Here is a 17219-nt window from a genome sequence, read left to right on the forward strand (position 1 = left end):
ACTGCGCTCGACTTGACAATATTATCTATAGTAAATTACGAATGCACGGTAACCAAACTGGCTGCTTTCTTCGCTTTTTCTACCACTTCTTCAATTGGAGTTTCTAAAGTATCATTGACTAAAGCTACAGCCATTCTTCTGTGCGGACGAGAAGTTGGTTTGCCAAAGATTCTGAAATCTGTTTTGGGTAAGGAAGCAATTTTTTCTATTCCGGAATAGGTTGGATTTGTAGAATTTTCCGAAGCTAAAATTACAGCACTCGCTCCCACTTTTTCTAATGTAATTTCGAAAATAGGTAAACTGAGAATAGCTCGTAAATGCAACTCAAATTCATTAAAGTTTTGCGTTCCGGCTAAAGTTACCATTCCTGTATCATGAGGTCGAGGCGATAATTCCGAGAAATAAACGCCATCATCAGCCAAGAAAAATTCGACTCCAAAAAGTCCTGCGCCACCCAAGGCTTCGGTTACTTTTTCGGACATGTCTTGCGCTTCGTATAAATCCTTGTCGGATATTCTGGCGGGTTGCCAGCTTTCCTGATAATCGCCACGTTCTTGCCGGTGACCTATTGGCGTACAGAAAAGTGTTGGATTATTATTTTGTACCACCGTTAATAAAGTAATCTCTGAATTGAATTTGACGAAAGCTTCTACAATTACTTCTACCACATCGCCGCGGGAACCTTCCACGGCATAATTCCATGCTTTTTCGATATCCTCTTCGGTTTTTATGGTTGATTGTCCTTTTCCAGACGAAGACATTAAGGGTTTTACCACGCAGGGCATTCCAACGGCTTCGACTCCTTTTTGTAATTCCTCGGCAGTGGTGGCGTAGCGATACTTGGCGGTTTTTAAACCTAATTCTTTGGACGCTAAATCCCGAATCGCTTTCCTATTCATCGTGAAGTTTGACGCTTTCGCAGAAGGAACTACGTTTATACCTTGTTTCTCGTAATCATAAAAACGTTCGGTTCTAATGGCTTCTATTTCAGGAACGATGAAATCTGGTTGGTGTTTGGCGACGATTTTGTCTAACGCATCTCCGTCTAGCATGTTGATGACTTCAAAATCATGGGCAACTTGCATTGCCGGAGCATTTTCGTAACTGTCCACCGCGATTACGGTTTGTCCGATACGTTGTGCAGCGATTGTAAATTCTTTTCCTAATTCGCCTGAGCCTAGCAATAGTATTTTCATTTTTTTTGAAGTCTTAATTAGAATGTAAAAATACTAAATTGCTTTTTTATGACTGCAGATTACCTACAAATTTTGCCCGAAAGTCAATAGATTATGATCAGGATCCAATATCGCAAATTCTTTTTGTCCCCAAGGCTTGATTTCCAGAGGACCATTGGGATGAATGGTAACGCCGTTGTTCAAGAAGTTTTTATAAACGGTTTCGATATCCTGCACCCGAATGTAAACTCCTGAGTAATTTTCGACAGCATTAATTGTTGCAAATTCAAAAAAATGAATTTCAATACTGTCTTTTTGCACCATCAAATACCCGTCAAAATCTGCGTTTCCCCATTCCTTAAAACCCAATTGGTTTATATAGAAATCTCTTGTGATTATTTTGTTACGCATAGGTAACTTTGGGTTGATGGCAGTGAGCATGATGGTTTGGGTTTAGATTATTGATATTAATTTGGTTATTTTTTATGGACGCGGAAAGAGTTGCTGCCAATCTTATACAAAAAATTTGAGTAAATTGTTATCTTGATTTGAATGAAATTAAGTGAACTAGAATACTGTTGAAGCCATTTGCACTATACTTCGTTTACTGGTATGTATTTTTCTATGCAATAATTTTCTACTTCTGTGTCGTTTACAAAATAATTATCGCAAAATTCGTCAAGCTCTTTTTCAACGCCAGTGACGTATTTTTCGTTTGCGGTCATTAATTTTTCTGTTTGTTCAATAAATCTTTCAAACTCTTTGTTCATTTTGCAAAGTTTATCAATAGTCTTAAAGTCTAAGTCACGAAAAATTGAGGGGTAAAGGACTTTGCTTTGATATGGATTTGCATTCAGCTGAATTATTCCAATTCCAAATGATTGATTTAATCTTGCCATTTCTTCATTTAAACTATCACTAAATTCAAATGCTACTAAATATCCATAGTTAGCCCAACTTGAATTTGAAACGGCTTGAAAAAAAGCTTTTTTTAGTTCGCTGTCACTATTGATTTCTCTCTTTAACTCGTATGAACTTAGTTTAAAAGTATCAATACGATTTATGGATTTTAGAAAATTTTGACTTGCTTTTGTCTGTAAATTTAAAAATTTGATTCCAACCATATCAGGATGTGTCCAAATTTGATTGTTGTCTTTTCCATTTGATTGTTCATGAAAAATGGTCTTAGAGTAAGTGTCTGTATTTTTTAAATAACTACTTAAAAGTTTATGCAGATCTCTTTCGTCATAAGTTTTTGACTTATTAATCTTGATGGGTTTTGCACTTTGATTATCGGTATCACCACTTAAAATTTCAATCCCAATATTTTGTTCGTTTTTTGTCAAATAGTACGAATATGTCCCTCCATTTTGCTTAATTCGTTTTACTCTGGTGTCACCATTACGTATAAAGTCGCCAAGAATTGCTGAAATTGTTGAGCTAGGAGTTTTTGCACCACCAAAGTCATAATAATTTTTGTCAACAATATGATTGAGAACCGCTAAGTAATTGGTAATGTTATTAATATCTTCTAAACTTTTTAATACGGCTTCTTTTAATGTCATTTTCTAATTATTTTACTTTCTTTCCAAATATATTAATTTTTTCTTACAAATATCGATTGTTCTTGAGTGGTTTGTTAATAGAGTGACAGCTGGCGAACATTCCTTACTGGATTAGCATAATTAGGATTTTGGCAGGGTTTGCGTGAGGGATAGCAGTGGAAATCCTTTATATTTTTTCTTTAAAAATAAAAAGATTGCAGCGGAAAGCCCGACCTTTGTGGTCACGCCCAAAAACAACAAAACCCCAAGAATATCTTGAGGCTTTGATGGTATTGTAAGTTGGATTTTTGAGTTTCTAACTTTCGATTTTATGAGATTTGACTATAGTGCCAAAGCATCTTTGATTCTTTTTAATGCTTCTTTCAAGATCTCGTCGCTGGTTGCGTAAGAGAAACGGATACAGTCAGGATTTCCAAAAGCGTCACCTGTTACCGTTGCTACGTTAGCTTCGGCCAAAAGGTACATTGATAAATCCATTGCATTTTTGATTTCGGTTCCTCTCAATTTTTTTCCAAAGAAAGAAGAAATATCAGGGAATACGTAAAAAGCTCCTTCAGGAACATTGATTTTTACTCCTGGAATTTCTTTTAATAATCCTACCACTAAATCTCTACGGCTATGGAAAGCGTCAACCATGTGTTTCAATACACTTGGATCAGCATCTACTGCTGTAATAGTAGCGCGTTGTGCGATAGAATTTGCTCCTGACGTTACTTGACCTTGAATTTTTGTACACGCTTTAGCGATGAATTCTGGTGCGCCAATATATCCAATTCTCCATCCTGTCATGGCGAAGGCTTTAGCAACTCCATTTACGGTAATTGTTCTTTCTAACATTCCTGGGATCGAAGCGATGCTGCAAAAAGTTCCTGAGAAATTGATGTGCTCATAGATTTCGTCAGCAACAACATATACATGTGGGTATTTTTCCAAGACTTTAACAAGAGCCGTTAATTCTTCTCTGTTGTACACCGATCCACTTGGGTTACAAGGAGAACTGAACCACATCATTTTTGTTTTTGGCGTGATGGCCGCTTCTAATTGTTCTGGTGTGATTTTGAAATCAGTATCTACAGATGTAGGAACTTCTACAGGAACTCCACCGGATAGTTTTACGATTTCGAAATACGAAACCCAGTAAGGAGCTGGTAAAATAACTTCGTCACCAACGTTTAGCATTACTTGTGCAATGTTGTATAACGATTGTTTTGCTCCAGTTGAAACTACAATTTGAGATGGTTTGTAGTCTAAATCATTGTCTCTTTTGAATTTTCTGCAGATGGCTTCTTTTAATTCAGCATATCCTTCTACTGGAGAATAAGTACTGTAATTTTCGTCAATCGCTTTTTTTGCTGCTTCTTTGATAAAGTCAGGCGTATTAAAATCAGGTTCGCCTAAACTTAAACTGATAATGTCTTTTCCTTGTGCTTTTAATTCTCTGGCTAAAGCAGCCATTGCTAGTGTTTGTGATGTTGCTAGATTGTTAATTCTATCGGATAATGGATTCATTGTAATAGGTTGTAGTTAGTTTATTAATTAGTAGAGATGCACCGCAGTGCATCTCTAGGTGTTATATGATTATGTAAGTTCCGGTTTCATTCCCAGCTCTTTCAAATGCTTGAAATGAGCAATAACAGCACTTCGCATTGTTTTGTATTCGTAATACGGCAAGTTGCATTCTTGAGCCGTTTCTTTTACGATACTGGCAATTTTTCCATAATGTACGTGACTGATATTTGGAAAAATATGGTGCTCGATCTGGTGATTCAATCCTCCTGTGTACCAGTTTACGATTGCGTTTTTTGGTGCAAAATTCGTAGTGGTAAACAGTTGGTGTATCGCCCAAGTATTGTCCATTTCGCCTAATTCATTTGGAGATGGATTAGTCGTTTCTTCAACAACATGTGCCAATTGAAACACGACACTTAAAATTAAACCTGCAGTGTAATGCATTACGAAGAAGCCTATTAATACTTTCCACCAGGTGATTCCAATAACGATTGGCAATACAATCCAGATAGAAACGTAGATTACTTTTGTAATGATTAATGTCGTCCAAAGTACTTTCGGACTTTTTAATTCTCCGTACGATAATTTCCTTTTAATATAATTACGCATCTGTTTAAAATCAGTTGTGATTGCCCAGTTGAAGGTTAGCAATCCATAAAGAAAAACAGAATAATATTGTTGAAAACGGTGAAAATTGTACCATTTTGCATCTTTTGTAAAACGAATGACGCGTCCTGCGTCTAAGTCCTCATCGTGACCCGGAATGTTTGTATAGGTATGGTGCAAAACGTTATGTTGTACTTGCCAGTTGTGAACATTTCCTGCCAAAACATAAATAGTTCCGCCCATGAATTTGTTAACCCAGGTTTTATTAGAATAGGATCCGTGATTTCCATCGTGCATCACATTCATTCCTACTCCAGCCATTCCAATTCCCATAACAATGGTCAAAAGAAGATGTGCCCAAAATGGCATACCAAGTGTTAGAATTAAAAAATAGGGCGCAAGAAAGACGGAGAAGAGAATTATAGTTTTCAGATATAGTTTCCAGTTTCCTGTTTTTTGTATGTTGTTTTCTTTGAAGTAATTGTTAACCCGTGAGTTAAGTGTTCTAAAAAACTTTAGGCTATCTTGCTTAGCAAATGTTGGCGCATTATTACTCATATATTTTCAATAAAGTTCAAAGGTAATTATTATAAATTTTTCGATATACAAAATTGAGATAAATATTTTAACTGTAAAGTATTACTTTTGTTAAAAAAATAATAGATGGACGAGATTCTTAAGTATTTTCCTAATTTAACTGATATTCAGAAAGAACAGTTCGAAAAGCTGGATTTTTTATACCATGATTGGAATGAAAAAATCAATGTTATTTCGAGGAAAGATATTGATGCTTTGTATACTAAACATATTTTGCATTCGTTGGGAATTGCCAAAATTATAAATTTTGAACCGGGTACTTATGTTCTTGATGTGGGCACCGGTGGTGGATTTCCAGGAATTCCATTAGCGATTCTTTTTCCGGAAACGCGTTTTTATTTGATTGATATCATTGCCAAAAAAATAAAAGTGGTTCAGGCTGTTGCCGAAGGATTAGAATTGAAAAATGTAAAAGCGGAGCAATTACGTGCCGAAAATGTAAAAGGAGATTTCGACTTTATCGTGAGTCGTGCCGTAACGAATATGCCGGATTTTGTTTCTTGGGTGAAAACCAAAATCAAAAAGAACAACAAACACGAATTGAAAAATGGAATTCTGTATTTAAAAGGAGGTGATTTAACTGAAGAGTTAAAAGACTTTCCAAAAGCAACGGAGTACAATCTTGCTGATTTCTTTGAAGATGAATTCTTTGAAAGTAAGAAAGTGGTGCATTTGCCTTTGAAGTTTCAATCGTAGTCTTAAGGTCGAAAGTCTTAAAGTCGAAAGATAGAACTGAGTAGAAAAAATATAAAAAAAGCCGAATCTAAAATTTTAGATTCGGCTTTTTTTGCTATTGTTAAAGTTCTTTCAGACTTTCGACTTTCAAACTTTAGGACTAATTTATTCTCCTAAAAACGGATATCTGTAATCAACTGGAGTGATAAAAGTTTCTTTGATCGTTCTTGGCGAAGCCCAACGCAACAAGTTCAATGCTGAACCCGCTTTGTCGTTTGTTCCTGATGCTCTTGCGCCACCAAAAGGTTGCATTCCTACAACAGCTCCCGTTGGTTTATCATTGATGTAGAAATTACCGGCCGCATTTTGCAATTTGGTAGTCGCTTGCTCAATTGCATAACGATCTTGACTGAAAACCGCACCTGTTAACGCATATTCTGAAGTGGTATCAACCAGCTCTAAAGTTTCTTCCCATTTGTCGTCTTCGTAAACGAAAATCGTCATTACGGGTCCGAACAATTCCGTTTCCATGGTTGAATAATGAGGATTTGTAGTTACGATAATCGTTGGTTCAATAAAATAACCAACAGATTTGTCATAGTTTCCTCCAACGATAATTTCGGCATCAGCATCTTTTTTAGCTTGGTCTATAAAACCAGCCAATTTGTCGAATGAACCTTCGTGAATTACCGCAGTGATAAAGTTTCCGAAATCTTCAGGAGAACCCATTTTCATCGATTTTGTATCGGTGATTAATTGCTCTTTTATTGCTGGCCACAAACTTTTTGGAACATAAGATCTTGAAGCTGCAGAACATTTTTGACCTTGAAATTCAAATGCACCACGAACAATTCCTGTTGCTACTTGTTTTGGATTCGAACTTGGATGAGCGATGATAAAATCTTTTCCTCCAGTTTCACCAACAATTCTTGGGTAGGTTTTATAATGGTGAATGTTTGTTCCAATTTTTGCCCAGATATCTTTAAATACATGAGTTGAACCTGTAAAGTGAATTCCAGCGAAATCACGGCTTGCCAGAACAGTATCCGTAATCATCAAAGCATCTCCAAAAACAACGTTGATAACGCCATCAGGAACTCCTGCTTCTTTGAAAACTTCAATGATGATTTGTGCAGAGAACACTTGACTGTCGCTTGGTTTCCAAATCACAACATTCCCCATCATGGCAGCACTTGCAGGAAGATTTCCGGCAATAGCAGTAAAGTTGAACGGTGTAATCGCATACACAAAACCTTCAAGAGGTCTGTACTCTAAACGGTTCCACATATCCGAATTTGATTTTGGCTGATCGTTGTAAATTTGGGTCATAAATTCTACGTTGAAACGTAAAAAATCGATGAATTCACAAGAAGCATCAATTTCTGCCTGATGAACATTTTTAGACTGTGCAATCATTGTTGCAGCATTTATTCTTGCTCTGTATGGACCAGCAATCAATTCAGCTGCTTTTAGGAAAATAGCGGCTCTTTGTTCCCAGGCCATATTTGCCCAAGCAGTTTTAGCTTCAAGTGCATTTGCAATTGCTTGCTCAACATGAGATTTTTCAGCAAGGTGATAGGTTCCAACAATATGTTTATGGTCGTGAGGAGCAGACATGTTTTTTGTATTTCCAGTTCTAATTTCTTCGCTTCCGATATATAAAGGAACGTCGATTTTAGAATTCCACATTTTAGTATAAGCTGCTTGAACAGCTGCTTTTTCAGGTGAATTAGGTGCATACCCTTTTACAGGCTCGTTTACTGCTTTTGGTACGTGAAAAAATCCTTTTAACATATTTTTAAAATTATAAAATTAGAAAATGGGTGTTGTGTCTTTGTAACTAAAGCACAAAAGTACGAAGGTTTCTTTAAAGAAATGATATTTTCGAGCTAAACTAAAGGCGATAAAAAGGAATAGTCGTGTGGTAGCCCTGATAACAATGGAAAGCTTTTTGGGGTCTCATTATATTTTTTCTTGTGAAATAAGAGCGACTTTAGAAGCTCCTTATTTTACTTAGAAAAAAATAAAGGAGAGGGCAAAAACTTGAAATGGATAGCAGGATAGGCTCAAAAGGAAACTGTTAAAAAGCTAGTTTAACGCGAATGGTGCGCACAACCTGAACGTAGGTACAATCACTTTGAAGTTTCTTGTGGTGGTAAAGTTAATCATATTAAAATGGCCTTTCATAGCGCCATAAGGGGATGATAGTAAACAACCTGAACTGTAGGTATGCAATTCTCCTGGTTTTAAAACTGGTTTTTTGCCAATAACTCCATCGCCATCTACGATTTCTATTTCATTTAAAGAATCGAAAATTTCCCAATGACGTGAAATCAATTGAACGGAATCCTTACTGTGGTTTTCAATTGTGATTACGTAACTAAAGGCAAAGTGAATCTTGTAGTTCTTGAAGTAGGTGCCTTCAAAACTAGTCAATACCGATATTTTTATACCTCTTGTTATTTGAGAAACCATATTATGTGGATGAAGTGGTGGTTAATAAGGTCAAATTTACAAAAAATTGATTTTGTTTTACAAAAATTAAATAAGTTTTTTTAGTTAATTATATTTAATGAATTCGCCATTCCTCTGCCGACAATTCGATCGTAACGATCAATGCTTTCTCTGTAATAAACTAGAATAGTGTAGTCGTTTTCAGTTTGATAAAAATTACCGTCAATTGCATTTTCAGAATCAATAACTCCTTTGTCATCAGCAACTACATACTGAAAGTTTGTGAACCCCTGCTTGATTAAAATTGCCTTTTCATAAATTCCTTTTTGCGGATTATAGTCCATTTTATAGGCGGGAGTATTATTGTAATTATTGAACATTCCAGTGACATAAATGTTTTTATTTAATCTGAAAGTAGGAGCCGAAAGACTGAAATAAACCCAAGCATAATCCGCTTCTATTTCACTGTTTGCCGCATTTATATTTTTGACAACAAAGTCGCCATTGACATCTTGGGTAAATACATATGGAAAATTAGTTCTGGCCGCGCTAGTGTATAAATGGGATCCATAGATCGCAGTATTAGAATCGATACGAGCGACATTATTACTGGCAGCCCTTATTTCTTTATTTTCGAAAAATAAAAATTCGTTTCCAGCCCAAAACTGAGTTTCAGAATCGTATTTGTAAATCAAATCATTTCCAATTGTATATTGTGGAATTATATTTTTTATGGGACTATTCAGTTGGCCGTTTTGAAGTAAAAGCACCTTTACATTTCGTAACGGATTTTGAAAAGTAATGGTGTTGGATCTAATGGTAAAATCTAAATTGTGTTTGGATTCAATATTACTTACTGTTCGTGCTCGTTTTACCTGGATGGGAACGGTGACTAAATCTTCATAAAGAATGAATTTTCTAGAGAACACAACTTCTCTATTTTCATCTAAAATTTTAAGCATATAATTTCCACTGATCTTTAGTTGTTGGGTAAACTGATTGGGAATTGCTAATTTGTAATGGGAATAGATTTGTAGGGTATTAAATGAGTTGGTGTAATCTTGAATTCTTTGGTTGTCAAACCCTTCTAAGTATTCATTTTTAGGTATTTCGGTAGGGTTCCAATTGTAGTTACAATGAATAATTTCGTAATAATAATTAGCTTCATTGCCAAAAAGATCATCAAATTGCAATTGAAATCCTTCTCCTAATTTTACAATTGGTATTATATTTTTATCATTTTGTACAAATGAGATGGTTTTAATATTAAAGGGAGGTGCCACTTCTTTTTCTGCTTGCGCAAAAGCGGTACAGGTCAGAAATACAACAGAAAAAAGGAGTACTTTTTTGAAAAATAATTGTGTCATTTTGCAGTGCTTAAGATTCGGTAAATATAAGGAATACTCCTGTTTTTAATTTATTTATTTATTTTCAAAAAAGTTATTTTTCGTGTGTAATTTCTGTTAATTAAAATACAATAATGTTAGATATTAAGAGTAATCGTATTATTTTTACTTCAAACAAACAAACCTTATGAAAAAAATTAACAATTTAGTATTTGGAATAATGCTGTTTCCTTTAGCTGTTTTCGCACAGCAAATGGATTATTCAAAAGCCATTCCTTTTGATTCTAGTGTCAAAACAGGCAAACTTGAAAACGGCCTAACGTATTACATCAAGAAAAATGCCAAACCAGAGAATAAAGTAGATCTTCGTTTGGTGGTGAACGCTGGTTCTATTCTTGAAGCCGATGACCAACAAGGATTAGCGCACTTTATGGAGCACATGTGTTTTAATGGAACCAAGCGTTTTCCAAAGAATCAGTTGGTTGATTATTTGCAAAGTATAGGGGTGAAGTTTGGACAACATTTGAACGCCTATACCAGTTTTGATGAGACAGTTTATTTTTTACCAATTCCATCAGACGATCCTGAAAAATTAGAAAAAGGATTCCAAATTATAGAAGATTGGGCGTTCAATACGGTTTTAACTCCAGAAGAAATTGACAAAGAAAGAGGCGTAGTCTTAGAAGAATATAGATTGGGATTAGGAGCAGGAAAAAGAATGCAAGGACGCTATATTTCAAAAATGATGCATGATTCTCATTATGCGGAGCGTTTGCCAATAGGTCAAAAAGAAGTTCTAGAAAAATTCAAGTACCAATCGCTAATTAATTTTTACAAAGATTGGTACCGACCTAATTTGATGAGTGTAATTGTGGTGGGTGATATTGATGTGGCCGAAATGGAGCAAAAAATTATTTCGCACTTTTCAACTTATAAAAATCCAGCTAAGGAAAAACCAAGAAAAATTTACGATGTGCCTAATCACAAAGAAACTTTTGTAGCTGTCGAAAGTGATAAAGAAGCTTCAAGCGCGCAAGTACAATTGCTTTATAAAGATTACGGAGCTCCAAAGCAAGTGGTAACAGTAGGAGATTTTAAAAACTCTTTGGTTGAGGGATTATTCTCGACATTATTGAACACGCGATTAGATGAACTTACAAACTCAGCTACACCTCCCTTTACTTATGGATATTCGTACTATGGAGGCACTTTTGCCAGAAATAAAAAAGGATATCAATCTGTGGCAATGTCTCAAGAGGACAAACAATTAAGCGCCTTGAAAGTTTTAGTAACAGAGAATGAAAGAGCAAAGAAATTTGGATTTACGCAAGGCGAGTTAGAACGTGCGAAATTAGAGTTTCTTGCTTCTATTGAAAAAGCATACAATGATAGAGAAAAAACAAATTCAGTAAATTTTGTAGGGGAGTATCAAGCTAATTTTTTAGAAAAAGAACCAGTTCCTGGAATTGAATGGACGTACCAAACGATGAAACAGGTTATGCCTTTGATTACTTTAAAGGACGTAAATAGTTTAATTAAAGATTATGTGAAAGAAGACAACCGTGTCATTATTCTTACTGGTCCCGAAAAAGAAGGTTTGAAAAAAGTGACAGAACAACAAGTTCTTGATGCTTTGAAAGTAAATGCCGAGGATCTTAAACCTTATGAAGATGCTGCTGTTGCATCAAGTTTGATACGAAACGAAGTAAAACCCGGTACTATTGTTAGCCGTGAGAACAATGCTAAAATTGGCACAAAGACACTAGTCTTATCTAATGGTGTGAAAGTGACGTATAAGAATACAGATTTCAAAAATGATGAAATTCTTTTTGAAGCGGTGAGTCTTGGAGGAACTAATTTATACTCTAATGAGGATATGAAAAAAGTTCAATTTGCCAATGGTGCTTTATCAGAAGCTGGATTTTCAGGATTAAAATTGAATGATATTAATAAATTTATGACGGGTAAAATAGCGAGCGTAAATCCATATATTGGAACTACAACAGAAGGTTTACGTGGAAATGCTACTCCAAAGGATTTAGAATATCTTTTCCAAATGACGCATGCTTATTTCACAGATTTGAATATGGATGTGACTGCTTTTGATGGTTACAAACAAAAACAGGCTTCTTTCTTTAATAATATGGCTTCTACTCCTTCATTTTATTTTCAGCAAGAGTTTTATTCGTATTTGAATAAAGAAAACCCAAGATTTAACGGGTTGATTCCTAATGAAAAAACATGGGGAGAAACGGATTATGCATTAGCCTATAAGAAATACAAAGAGCGTTTTGCGAATGCGGCTGATTTTGAGTTTTATTTTGTAGGTAACATCGATGATAAAGCGATGGAGGGGTATGCAGTTAAGTATTTAGCCTCTTTACCTGCTACTGGCAAAAAAGAAAAAGCAGTAGATTTAGGATATAGAATGCTAAAAGGGGACCTGAAAAAAGTAGTTAATAAAGGAACAGATCCTAAGAGTAATGTCACTATTATGTATTACGGTGATGCAACATATTCCGCTAAAGATGCGATGAGCATGCAAGCATTAGGAGAAGTTTTGACTATTAAACTAATAGAGCAATTACGTGAAAACGAAAGTGGTGTTTATGGGGTTTCTGCAAGAGGGAGTTTGAGTAAAATTCCAAATTCAATGTACAGTTTCACTATTGGTTTCCCTTGTGGACCGGATAATGCGGAGAAATTGACAGCTTCTGCTTTAAAAGAATTGCAGAACATTATTGATAATGGTCCAGATGAAAAAGATGTAGCTAAATTCAAAGAAGGAGAATTAGCTGATTTCAGAAAAGACAGTAAAGAAAACAGGTATTGGTTGTCTAATTTCACAAGATCTTACACGAATGGCAACAGTCCAGAAGACGTATTGAAATTTGAAGAAATGGTCAATGCAGTTACTGCTAAGGATCTTCAGAACATTGCAAAACAATACCTTACTAAAGATAAAGTTATTGGAATGTTGATGCCAGAGAAAAAATAGGCCTACTGATTTATAAACTAAAAACCTGCTATTTCATGGAAGTAGCAGGTTTTTTTATATATTATATAAACAAACCGGAATAATTACTCTTAGCCAAAAAAATAAAATTAGAGCATTTATTAATTTAAAGGCGTCAATATAGTAAAAGATAATCATTACTTTTTGTTATAGTTTGTTGTAAACTAGATAGCATTTACAAAGTAAGAAATAAGTAACGCCTTAAACAACCTAAATGAATACCACTTTTGGTAATCTAGACAAAATCGAGTTGCGCACGGATATTTATGTATTATTTTATTTCAAAATGTACTTGTTTCTCAAACAATTAATTAAAAACAACAACAATTTAATAACAAAATACTTGCTAAAGTTTTTCTGCTTTTTAGGTAGATTTACAAAACATTAATTACTAATATCTTATGCTATGAAAAACCTACTATTTCTATTACTCACAACTTTTACATTGAGTTGCTGCGACAAAGACGATGACAAACCTAAAACAGAGTTAGAAAAACTACCTCCAGCCACACAAACAGGTGCTCAAACATTCGGATGTTTAATTGATGGTAAAGCATTTGTACCGCCAAAATTTGGCACAAACTCGCCTAATGCTTTTTATCAGTTTGTTAATGGTGCTTATACACTAAGTATTTATGGAAGTACGGATGGAGGATCAAATCTTAAATCAATCAATATTGGATGCCTTGATATGCCATTAATTCAAGAGGTAAATTATCTTTTAAAAGAAGAATTGGTAAATAATTATTTTGGAGAATATAATATAGGTGGTGGTATTACATTTAGCGGAGCTACCACAACTGTAAACCCAGGAATATTAATAATAACAAGATTTGACCCTACTAATTTTATTATCTCTGGCTCCTTTGAATTTACGGTTTTGGACAATAATGGAGCTGAAATTAAAATTACCAACGGTCGTTTCGATATGCAATACACAAACTAAAAAAAGAAATATATGATATAACAAACCTAAAAAAGAGAGACCATTCCGTTAGACGGAACAGTCTTTCAACAGCTTAAATTAAACAACCGTTCAACTTTGTCTAATCCAACTTCAAAATTATGAAAAATTATGCTTTAACAGTACTTTTTTTGTGCGTTTCTTACTTTACAACTGCACAAAACATCAATACCTCTTTAGCGGCAGACATCAATGCCAAGTTTGCACCGCTAGAAAAAAACAGAATTCCGCACAACATTCTTTTAGATTATGGTTTCGATCTTATAGACGTTGCCCAGTTCGATGGGGTTTTACGCACTAACAATTATATCGATGTAGAACGTTATAATTTAGTTTACAATTCTATTGTATCTTCTACAACGCAACTCAATGTAACAGGTATTGCGCCACCACAGCAAGAATTAAAAGATTGGAAATTTTGGCAAAAACAACAAAACGATATTGCCAAATTCAGTAACAAAGCTGCTGTTGTGTTAAATGGTTTATTTTTTAACTATTCTAAAATTAATGCTAATGCGCTTAGCAATAACAAAATAGTAGTTATTAATGATAAGTATGACGATAAATACACAAACGGAGTTTGGCAAAATCCTTATGATAGTAAACAAGCCTTTGCCATAACATCAGCGGTTATAATGCTCAACAAAAGCACAGTTGATGTGGTTTTACCAGCAACGCTTTGGCACACTAATGCTAGTGTAACAGAAATTGCAATAGATTTTGGCAACAGTACAGGGTATAAAATTTTAACCAACGGAGTTGTTGCTTCTACCACTTATACAGCAGTTGGTGTTTATACTTGGACCTATAGAATTTTAACTGGTGGTCAATACAAATATTGCAGACAGAAAGTAAAAATTACTCAAGCCGATACTGGAATGCTTGCCAGAAACACAGCTTGTGGCGAGCCGCAAGTGTTTACTATTCCAGCTACAAAAGCGTATCAAGGTTTGTTTGGCTCAGCTACTATTCAAGTAGTGCGTGGTGGTGCTTGTAACGAATTGCGCAATCCACTTATTGTAGCCGAAGGATTGGACACAGGTTTATTAGGTCAAGGTGGAACAATTGGTGATTCTGATATTAATAGTTTTTTTCAATCAGTTGACAATTCTGAAAGTGTAGAATTAGAAAATTTCTTAATTAACAATACCGCAGTTGACTATGATATTATTTATGTCAATTGGAACAATGGTACCGATTTTATTCAGAGAAATGCCTATGTTTTAGAAGCAGTTATTAAATGGGTAAATGATAATAAAACAGGTTCGAATAAAAATGTGGTTTTAGGGCAAAGTATGGGCGGCTTAGTTGCCCGTTATGCCTTGCGGGATATGGAAAATAACGGTTTTAATCACGATACTAGTTTGTACATTAGTCACGATGCGCCACATCAAGGTGCTCACATTCCGCTCGGAATTCTAAATATGGCGCGACACACTGTAAACGAGTTTATACAAACGGCATTAGGCAACATAACCATTCCAGTGAATGGCGTTGGAAACGTTGGTTTAGCAACCATCGATAATTTATTAGATGCACCAGCGATAAATCAAATGCTTTTAAATACCGTAGATACTAATGGTAATAGAACAAATACGGTTCATACCACTTGGCAAAATGAATTAAGACAATTTGGCTATCCACAGCAAACCAGAAATATTGCATTAAGCAATGCCAGTCATTGTGCATCAAGTCAAGGATTAGTTTCCAATCAAGAATTAGTTACGGTAACAGGAAATGGTGGAACATCAGTTTTAACTAGTTTCATAATGTATTTGTTTGCAAATGTCGATCCATTAATTGGGGTTACATTAAATGATACATCTGCCTCACTTTTAGGTTTTTTACCAGGAAATACCAAATTAGATTTAGAATTTAGAGCCAATGCTTTTCCTTCGACTGGAACTGCAAGAATATATAAAGGAAGATTAACTTATGAAAAAAAGTTACTTTGGCTTATACCAATTACCAGAACTATTTTTGATAAATCTGTTGATTCTCAAAGCGGTGATAAATTTATCGAAAATTATCCGGGCGGAGTAACTCCAAATGCCTTAGCAATTTCAGAAAATGGAGGAGATAACAATTTGTTTTATAATTATGACTACAACTTAGACGTAAATTTAAATTTTGATTTTATACCAGCTACAAGTGCTTTAGATGTAGGAAGCGGTTATTCTATTTTAAATGATTCAGACTATTTTTTTAGATACACAGCTTCAAGTCCTCCTTTAGGAACAAAAGCCATTCCTTTCAATAATTTCACTACATCTTCAAACGAAAATAGTAGTTTAAATGCGGAACATATTTCTTTTAATCGAAGAAATGGCGATTGGCTTGCAACTGAATTGGACAACAGTACAACAAATAATCAAGTTTTTGATTGTAGTTATGTTTGCTCAAATACATCAATAACTGGTGCGGATTTTCTTTGTACAACCTCAAACTACACAGTGCCAGCTGGAGGCGCATCTTACAATTGGACAATTACACTAGGTGCAGATCTTGTCAGCTTATCAGCAAATGGAACAGCAAATATATCAGTAACTGCTTTTCCAAATGTATCTGGTCAAGTAATTCTTTCTTTGATTATGGGGGGTAATTGTGGGAATTTAACTTTAACAAAAACAATCTGGGTAGGTGTTCCACAAATAACTGGACTAATTTGTCCAAATGACTCTACAATATGTAGTGGTACTTTTTGCCAGCAAGAACTAGGTTTACCCTCGTTTGATTTAACAAATAGTCTAGAAGCAAATGTTATGGGTATGACTACTACTGAAATGTGGGAAAAAACAAATTGGGAATGGGAACGAATCAATACAAATATCGTAATTGCTCAAAATACGCAAGGAAATCTAATTTATGTAGCTCCTAATTATATTGGTCAAACAGGAGTTAGAGTTAGAGCTAAAAATAATTGTGGTTGGAGCGAATGGAGTGAGTTGTATTTTGAAGTTGTCAATTGTAGCAATAATTTAATGAGACTATCAGAAGACGAAAAAACATTTTTGGTTTATCCAAATCCTTCAAATGAAATAGTAAACATAGATTTAAGAGATGCAAATAATCTTCCGGAAAAGAATGCTAAGATTTCAGGAGAATTATTTGATATTATGGGAAAATCAAAAGCCAAAATTCAAATTAAAGATAATAGAGCTTCATTTTTTGTTAGTGGTTTAAATAAGGGAGTTTATGTTTTAAAAATTTATATAAATGGTAAATTAGAAAGCCATCAAATTGGAGTTAAATAAACCAATTTATTTATAAACTAAAAACCTGCTAAAATTAACTTTAGCAGGTTTTTTTATG

The 17219-nt window shown here is 34.7% G+C and carries 12 protein-coding genes; 4 read left to right on the top strand and 8 right to left on the bottom strand.

Translation table 11 applies throughout. From position 1 onward, the window contains the following. Window positions 1-35: 35 nt before the first annotated feature. From purT to BLS90_RS01850, 5 genes are all read right to left on the bottom strand, one after another. On the bottom strand, window positions 36-1196 hold the full coding sequence (gene purT, locus BLS90_RS01830) for a formate-dependent phosphoribosylglycinamide formyltransferase (protein ID WP_091254441.1): 1161 nt from the start codon (window positions 1194-1196) through the stop codon (window positions 36-38). A gap of 63 nt (window positions 1197-1259) precedes the next feature. Then, window positions 1260-1616 (bottom strand): bleomycin resistance protein, encoded by a 357-nt coding sequence (locus BLS90_RS01835; RefSeq protein WP_091254444.1) that lies wholly within the window; start codon window positions 1614-1616, stop codon window positions 1260-1262. Window positions 1617-1768: 152 nt separating this feature from the next. Beyond that, window positions 1769-2740, bottom strand: coding sequence for a hypothetical protein (locus BLS90_RS01840; protein ID WP_091254448.1), 972 nt, complete (start codon window positions 2738-2740; stop codon window positions 1769-1771). A gap of 321 nt (window positions 2741-3061) precedes the next feature. Further along, on the bottom strand, window positions 3062-4249 hold the full coding sequence (locus tag BLS90_RS01845; protein ID WP_091254451.1) for a pyridoxal phosphate-dependent aminotransferase: 1188 nt from the start codon (window positions 4247-4249) through the stop codon (window positions 3062-3064). A gap of 69 nt (window positions 4250-4318) precedes the next feature. Next, on the bottom strand, window positions 4319-5413 hold the full coding sequence (locus tag BLS90_RS01850) for a fatty acid desaturase family protein (protein WP_091254453.1): 1095 nt from the start codon (window positions 5411-5413) through the stop codon (window positions 4319-4321). Between the two features lie 105 nt (window positions 5414-5518). Between BLS90_RS01850 and rsmG the strand changes: the two genes are divergently transcribed. Beyond that, window positions 5519-6148 carry a 16S rRNA (guanine(527)-N(7))-methyltransferase RsmG gene (rsmG, locus tag BLS90_RS01855; RefSeq protein WP_091254455.1) on the top strand — a complete coding sequence of 210 codons (630 nt, stop codon included), beginning with the start codon at window positions 5519-5521 and terminating at the stop codon, window positions 6146-6148. A gap of 144 nt (window positions 6149-6292) precedes the next feature. Here rsmG and pruA read toward each other — a convergent pair whose 3' ends face one another. From pruA to BLS90_RS01870, 3 genes are all read right to left on the bottom strand, one after another. After that, on the bottom strand, window positions 6293-7921 hold the full coding sequence (gene pruA, locus BLS90_RS01860; RefSeq protein WP_091254457.1) for an L-glutamate gamma-semialdehyde dehydrogenase: 1629 nt from the start codon (window positions 7919-7921) through the stop codon (window positions 6293-6295). A gap of 294 nt (window positions 7922-8215) precedes the next feature. Continuing rightward, complete coding sequence (gene apaG / locus BLS90_RS01865; protein ID WP_091254460.1) at window positions 8216-8602, bottom strand: Co2+/Mg2+ efflux protein ApaG; 387 nt, start codon at window positions 8600-8602, stop codon at window positions 8216-8218. An 80-nt stretch (window positions 8603-8682) separates the two neighbouring features. Beyond that, window positions 8683-9948 carry a type IX secretion system plug protein gene (locus tag BLS90_RS01870; protein WP_091254463.1) on the bottom strand — a complete coding sequence of 422 codons (1266 nt, stop codon included), beginning with the start codon at window positions 9946-9948 and terminating at the stop codon, window positions 8683-8685. A gap of 166 nt (window positions 9949-10114) precedes the next feature. On the opposite strand from BLS90_RS01870, the gene BLS90_RS01875 reads away from it, so the two are divergent. The 3 genes from BLS90_RS01875 (at window position 10115) to BLS90_RS01885 (ending at window position 17161) form a co-directional block, all read left to right on the top strand. After that, on the top strand, window positions 10115-12925 hold the full coding sequence (locus tag BLS90_RS01875) for a M16 family metallopeptidase (protein WP_091254468.1): 2811 nt from the start codon (window positions 10115-10117) through the stop codon (window positions 12923-12925). A gap of 424 nt (window positions 12926-13349) precedes the next feature. Continuing rightward, window positions 13350-13889: a hypothetical protein gene (locus BLS90_RS01880; RefSeq protein ID WP_091254471.1), complete on the top strand. Its 540-nt coding sequence runs from the start codon at window positions 13350-13352 to the stop codon at window positions 13887-13889. Between the two features lie 119 nt (window positions 13890-14008). Beyond that, window positions 14009-17161 carry a T9SS type A sorting domain-containing protein gene (locus tag BLS90_RS01885; RefSeq protein ID WP_091254475.1) on the top strand — a complete coding sequence of 1051 codons (3153 nt, stop codon included), beginning with the start codon at window positions 14009-14011 and terminating at the stop codon, window positions 17159-17161. Window positions 17162-17219: the final 58 nt, after the last annotated feature.

Origin of the sequence: Flavobacterium omnivorum (assembly GCF_900099915.1) — a bacterium.
Lineage (GTDB): Bacteria > Bacteroidota > Bacteroidia > Flavobacteriales > Flavobacteriaceae > Flavobacterium > Flavobacterium omnivorum.

Coding starts and splice junctions, on each gene's coding strand:
- purT (WP_091254441.1), bottom strand. CDS start 1,196: ATGAAAATACTATTGCTAGGCTCAGGCGAATTAGGAAAAGAATTTACA.
- BLS90_RS01835 (WP_091254444.1), bottom strand. CDS start 1,616: ATGCTCACTGCCATCAACCCAAAGTTACCTATGCGTAACAAAATAATC.
- BLS90_RS01840 (WP_091254448.1), bottom strand. CDS start 2,740: ATGACATTAAAAGAAGCCGTATTAAAAAGTTTAGAAGATATTAATAAC.
- BLS90_RS01845 (WP_091254451.1), bottom strand. CDS start 4,249: ATGAATCCATTATCCGATAGAATTAACAATCTAGCAACATCACAAACA.
- BLS90_RS01850 (WP_091254453.1), bottom strand. CDS start 5,413: ATGAGTAATAATGCGCCAACATTTGCTAAGCAAGATAGCCTAAAGTTT.
- rsmG (WP_091254455.1), top strand. CDS start 5,519: ATGGACGAGATTCTTAAGTATTTTCCTAATTTAACTGATATTCAGAAA.
- pruA (WP_091254457.1), bottom strand. CDS start 7,921: ATGTTAAAAGGATTTTTTCACGTACCAAAAGCAGTAAACGAGCCTGTA.
- apaG (WP_091254460.1), bottom strand. CDS start 8,602: ATGGTTTCTCAAATAACAAGAGGTATAAAAATATCGGTATTGACTAGT.
- BLS90_RS01870 (WP_091254463.1), bottom strand. CDS start 9,948: ATGACACAATTATTTTTCAAAAAAGTACTCCTTTTTTCTGTTGTATTT.
- BLS90_RS01875 (WP_091254468.1), top strand. CDS start 10,115: ATGAAAAAAATTAACAATTTAGTATTTGGAATAATGCTGTTTCCTTTA.
- BLS90_RS01880 (WP_091254471.1), top strand. CDS start 13,350: ATGAAAAACCTACTATTTCTATTACTCACAACTTTTACATTGAGTTGC.
- BLS90_RS01885 (WP_091254475.1), top strand. CDS start 14,009: ATGAAAAATTATGCTTTAACAGTACTTTTTTTGTGCGTTTCTTACTTT.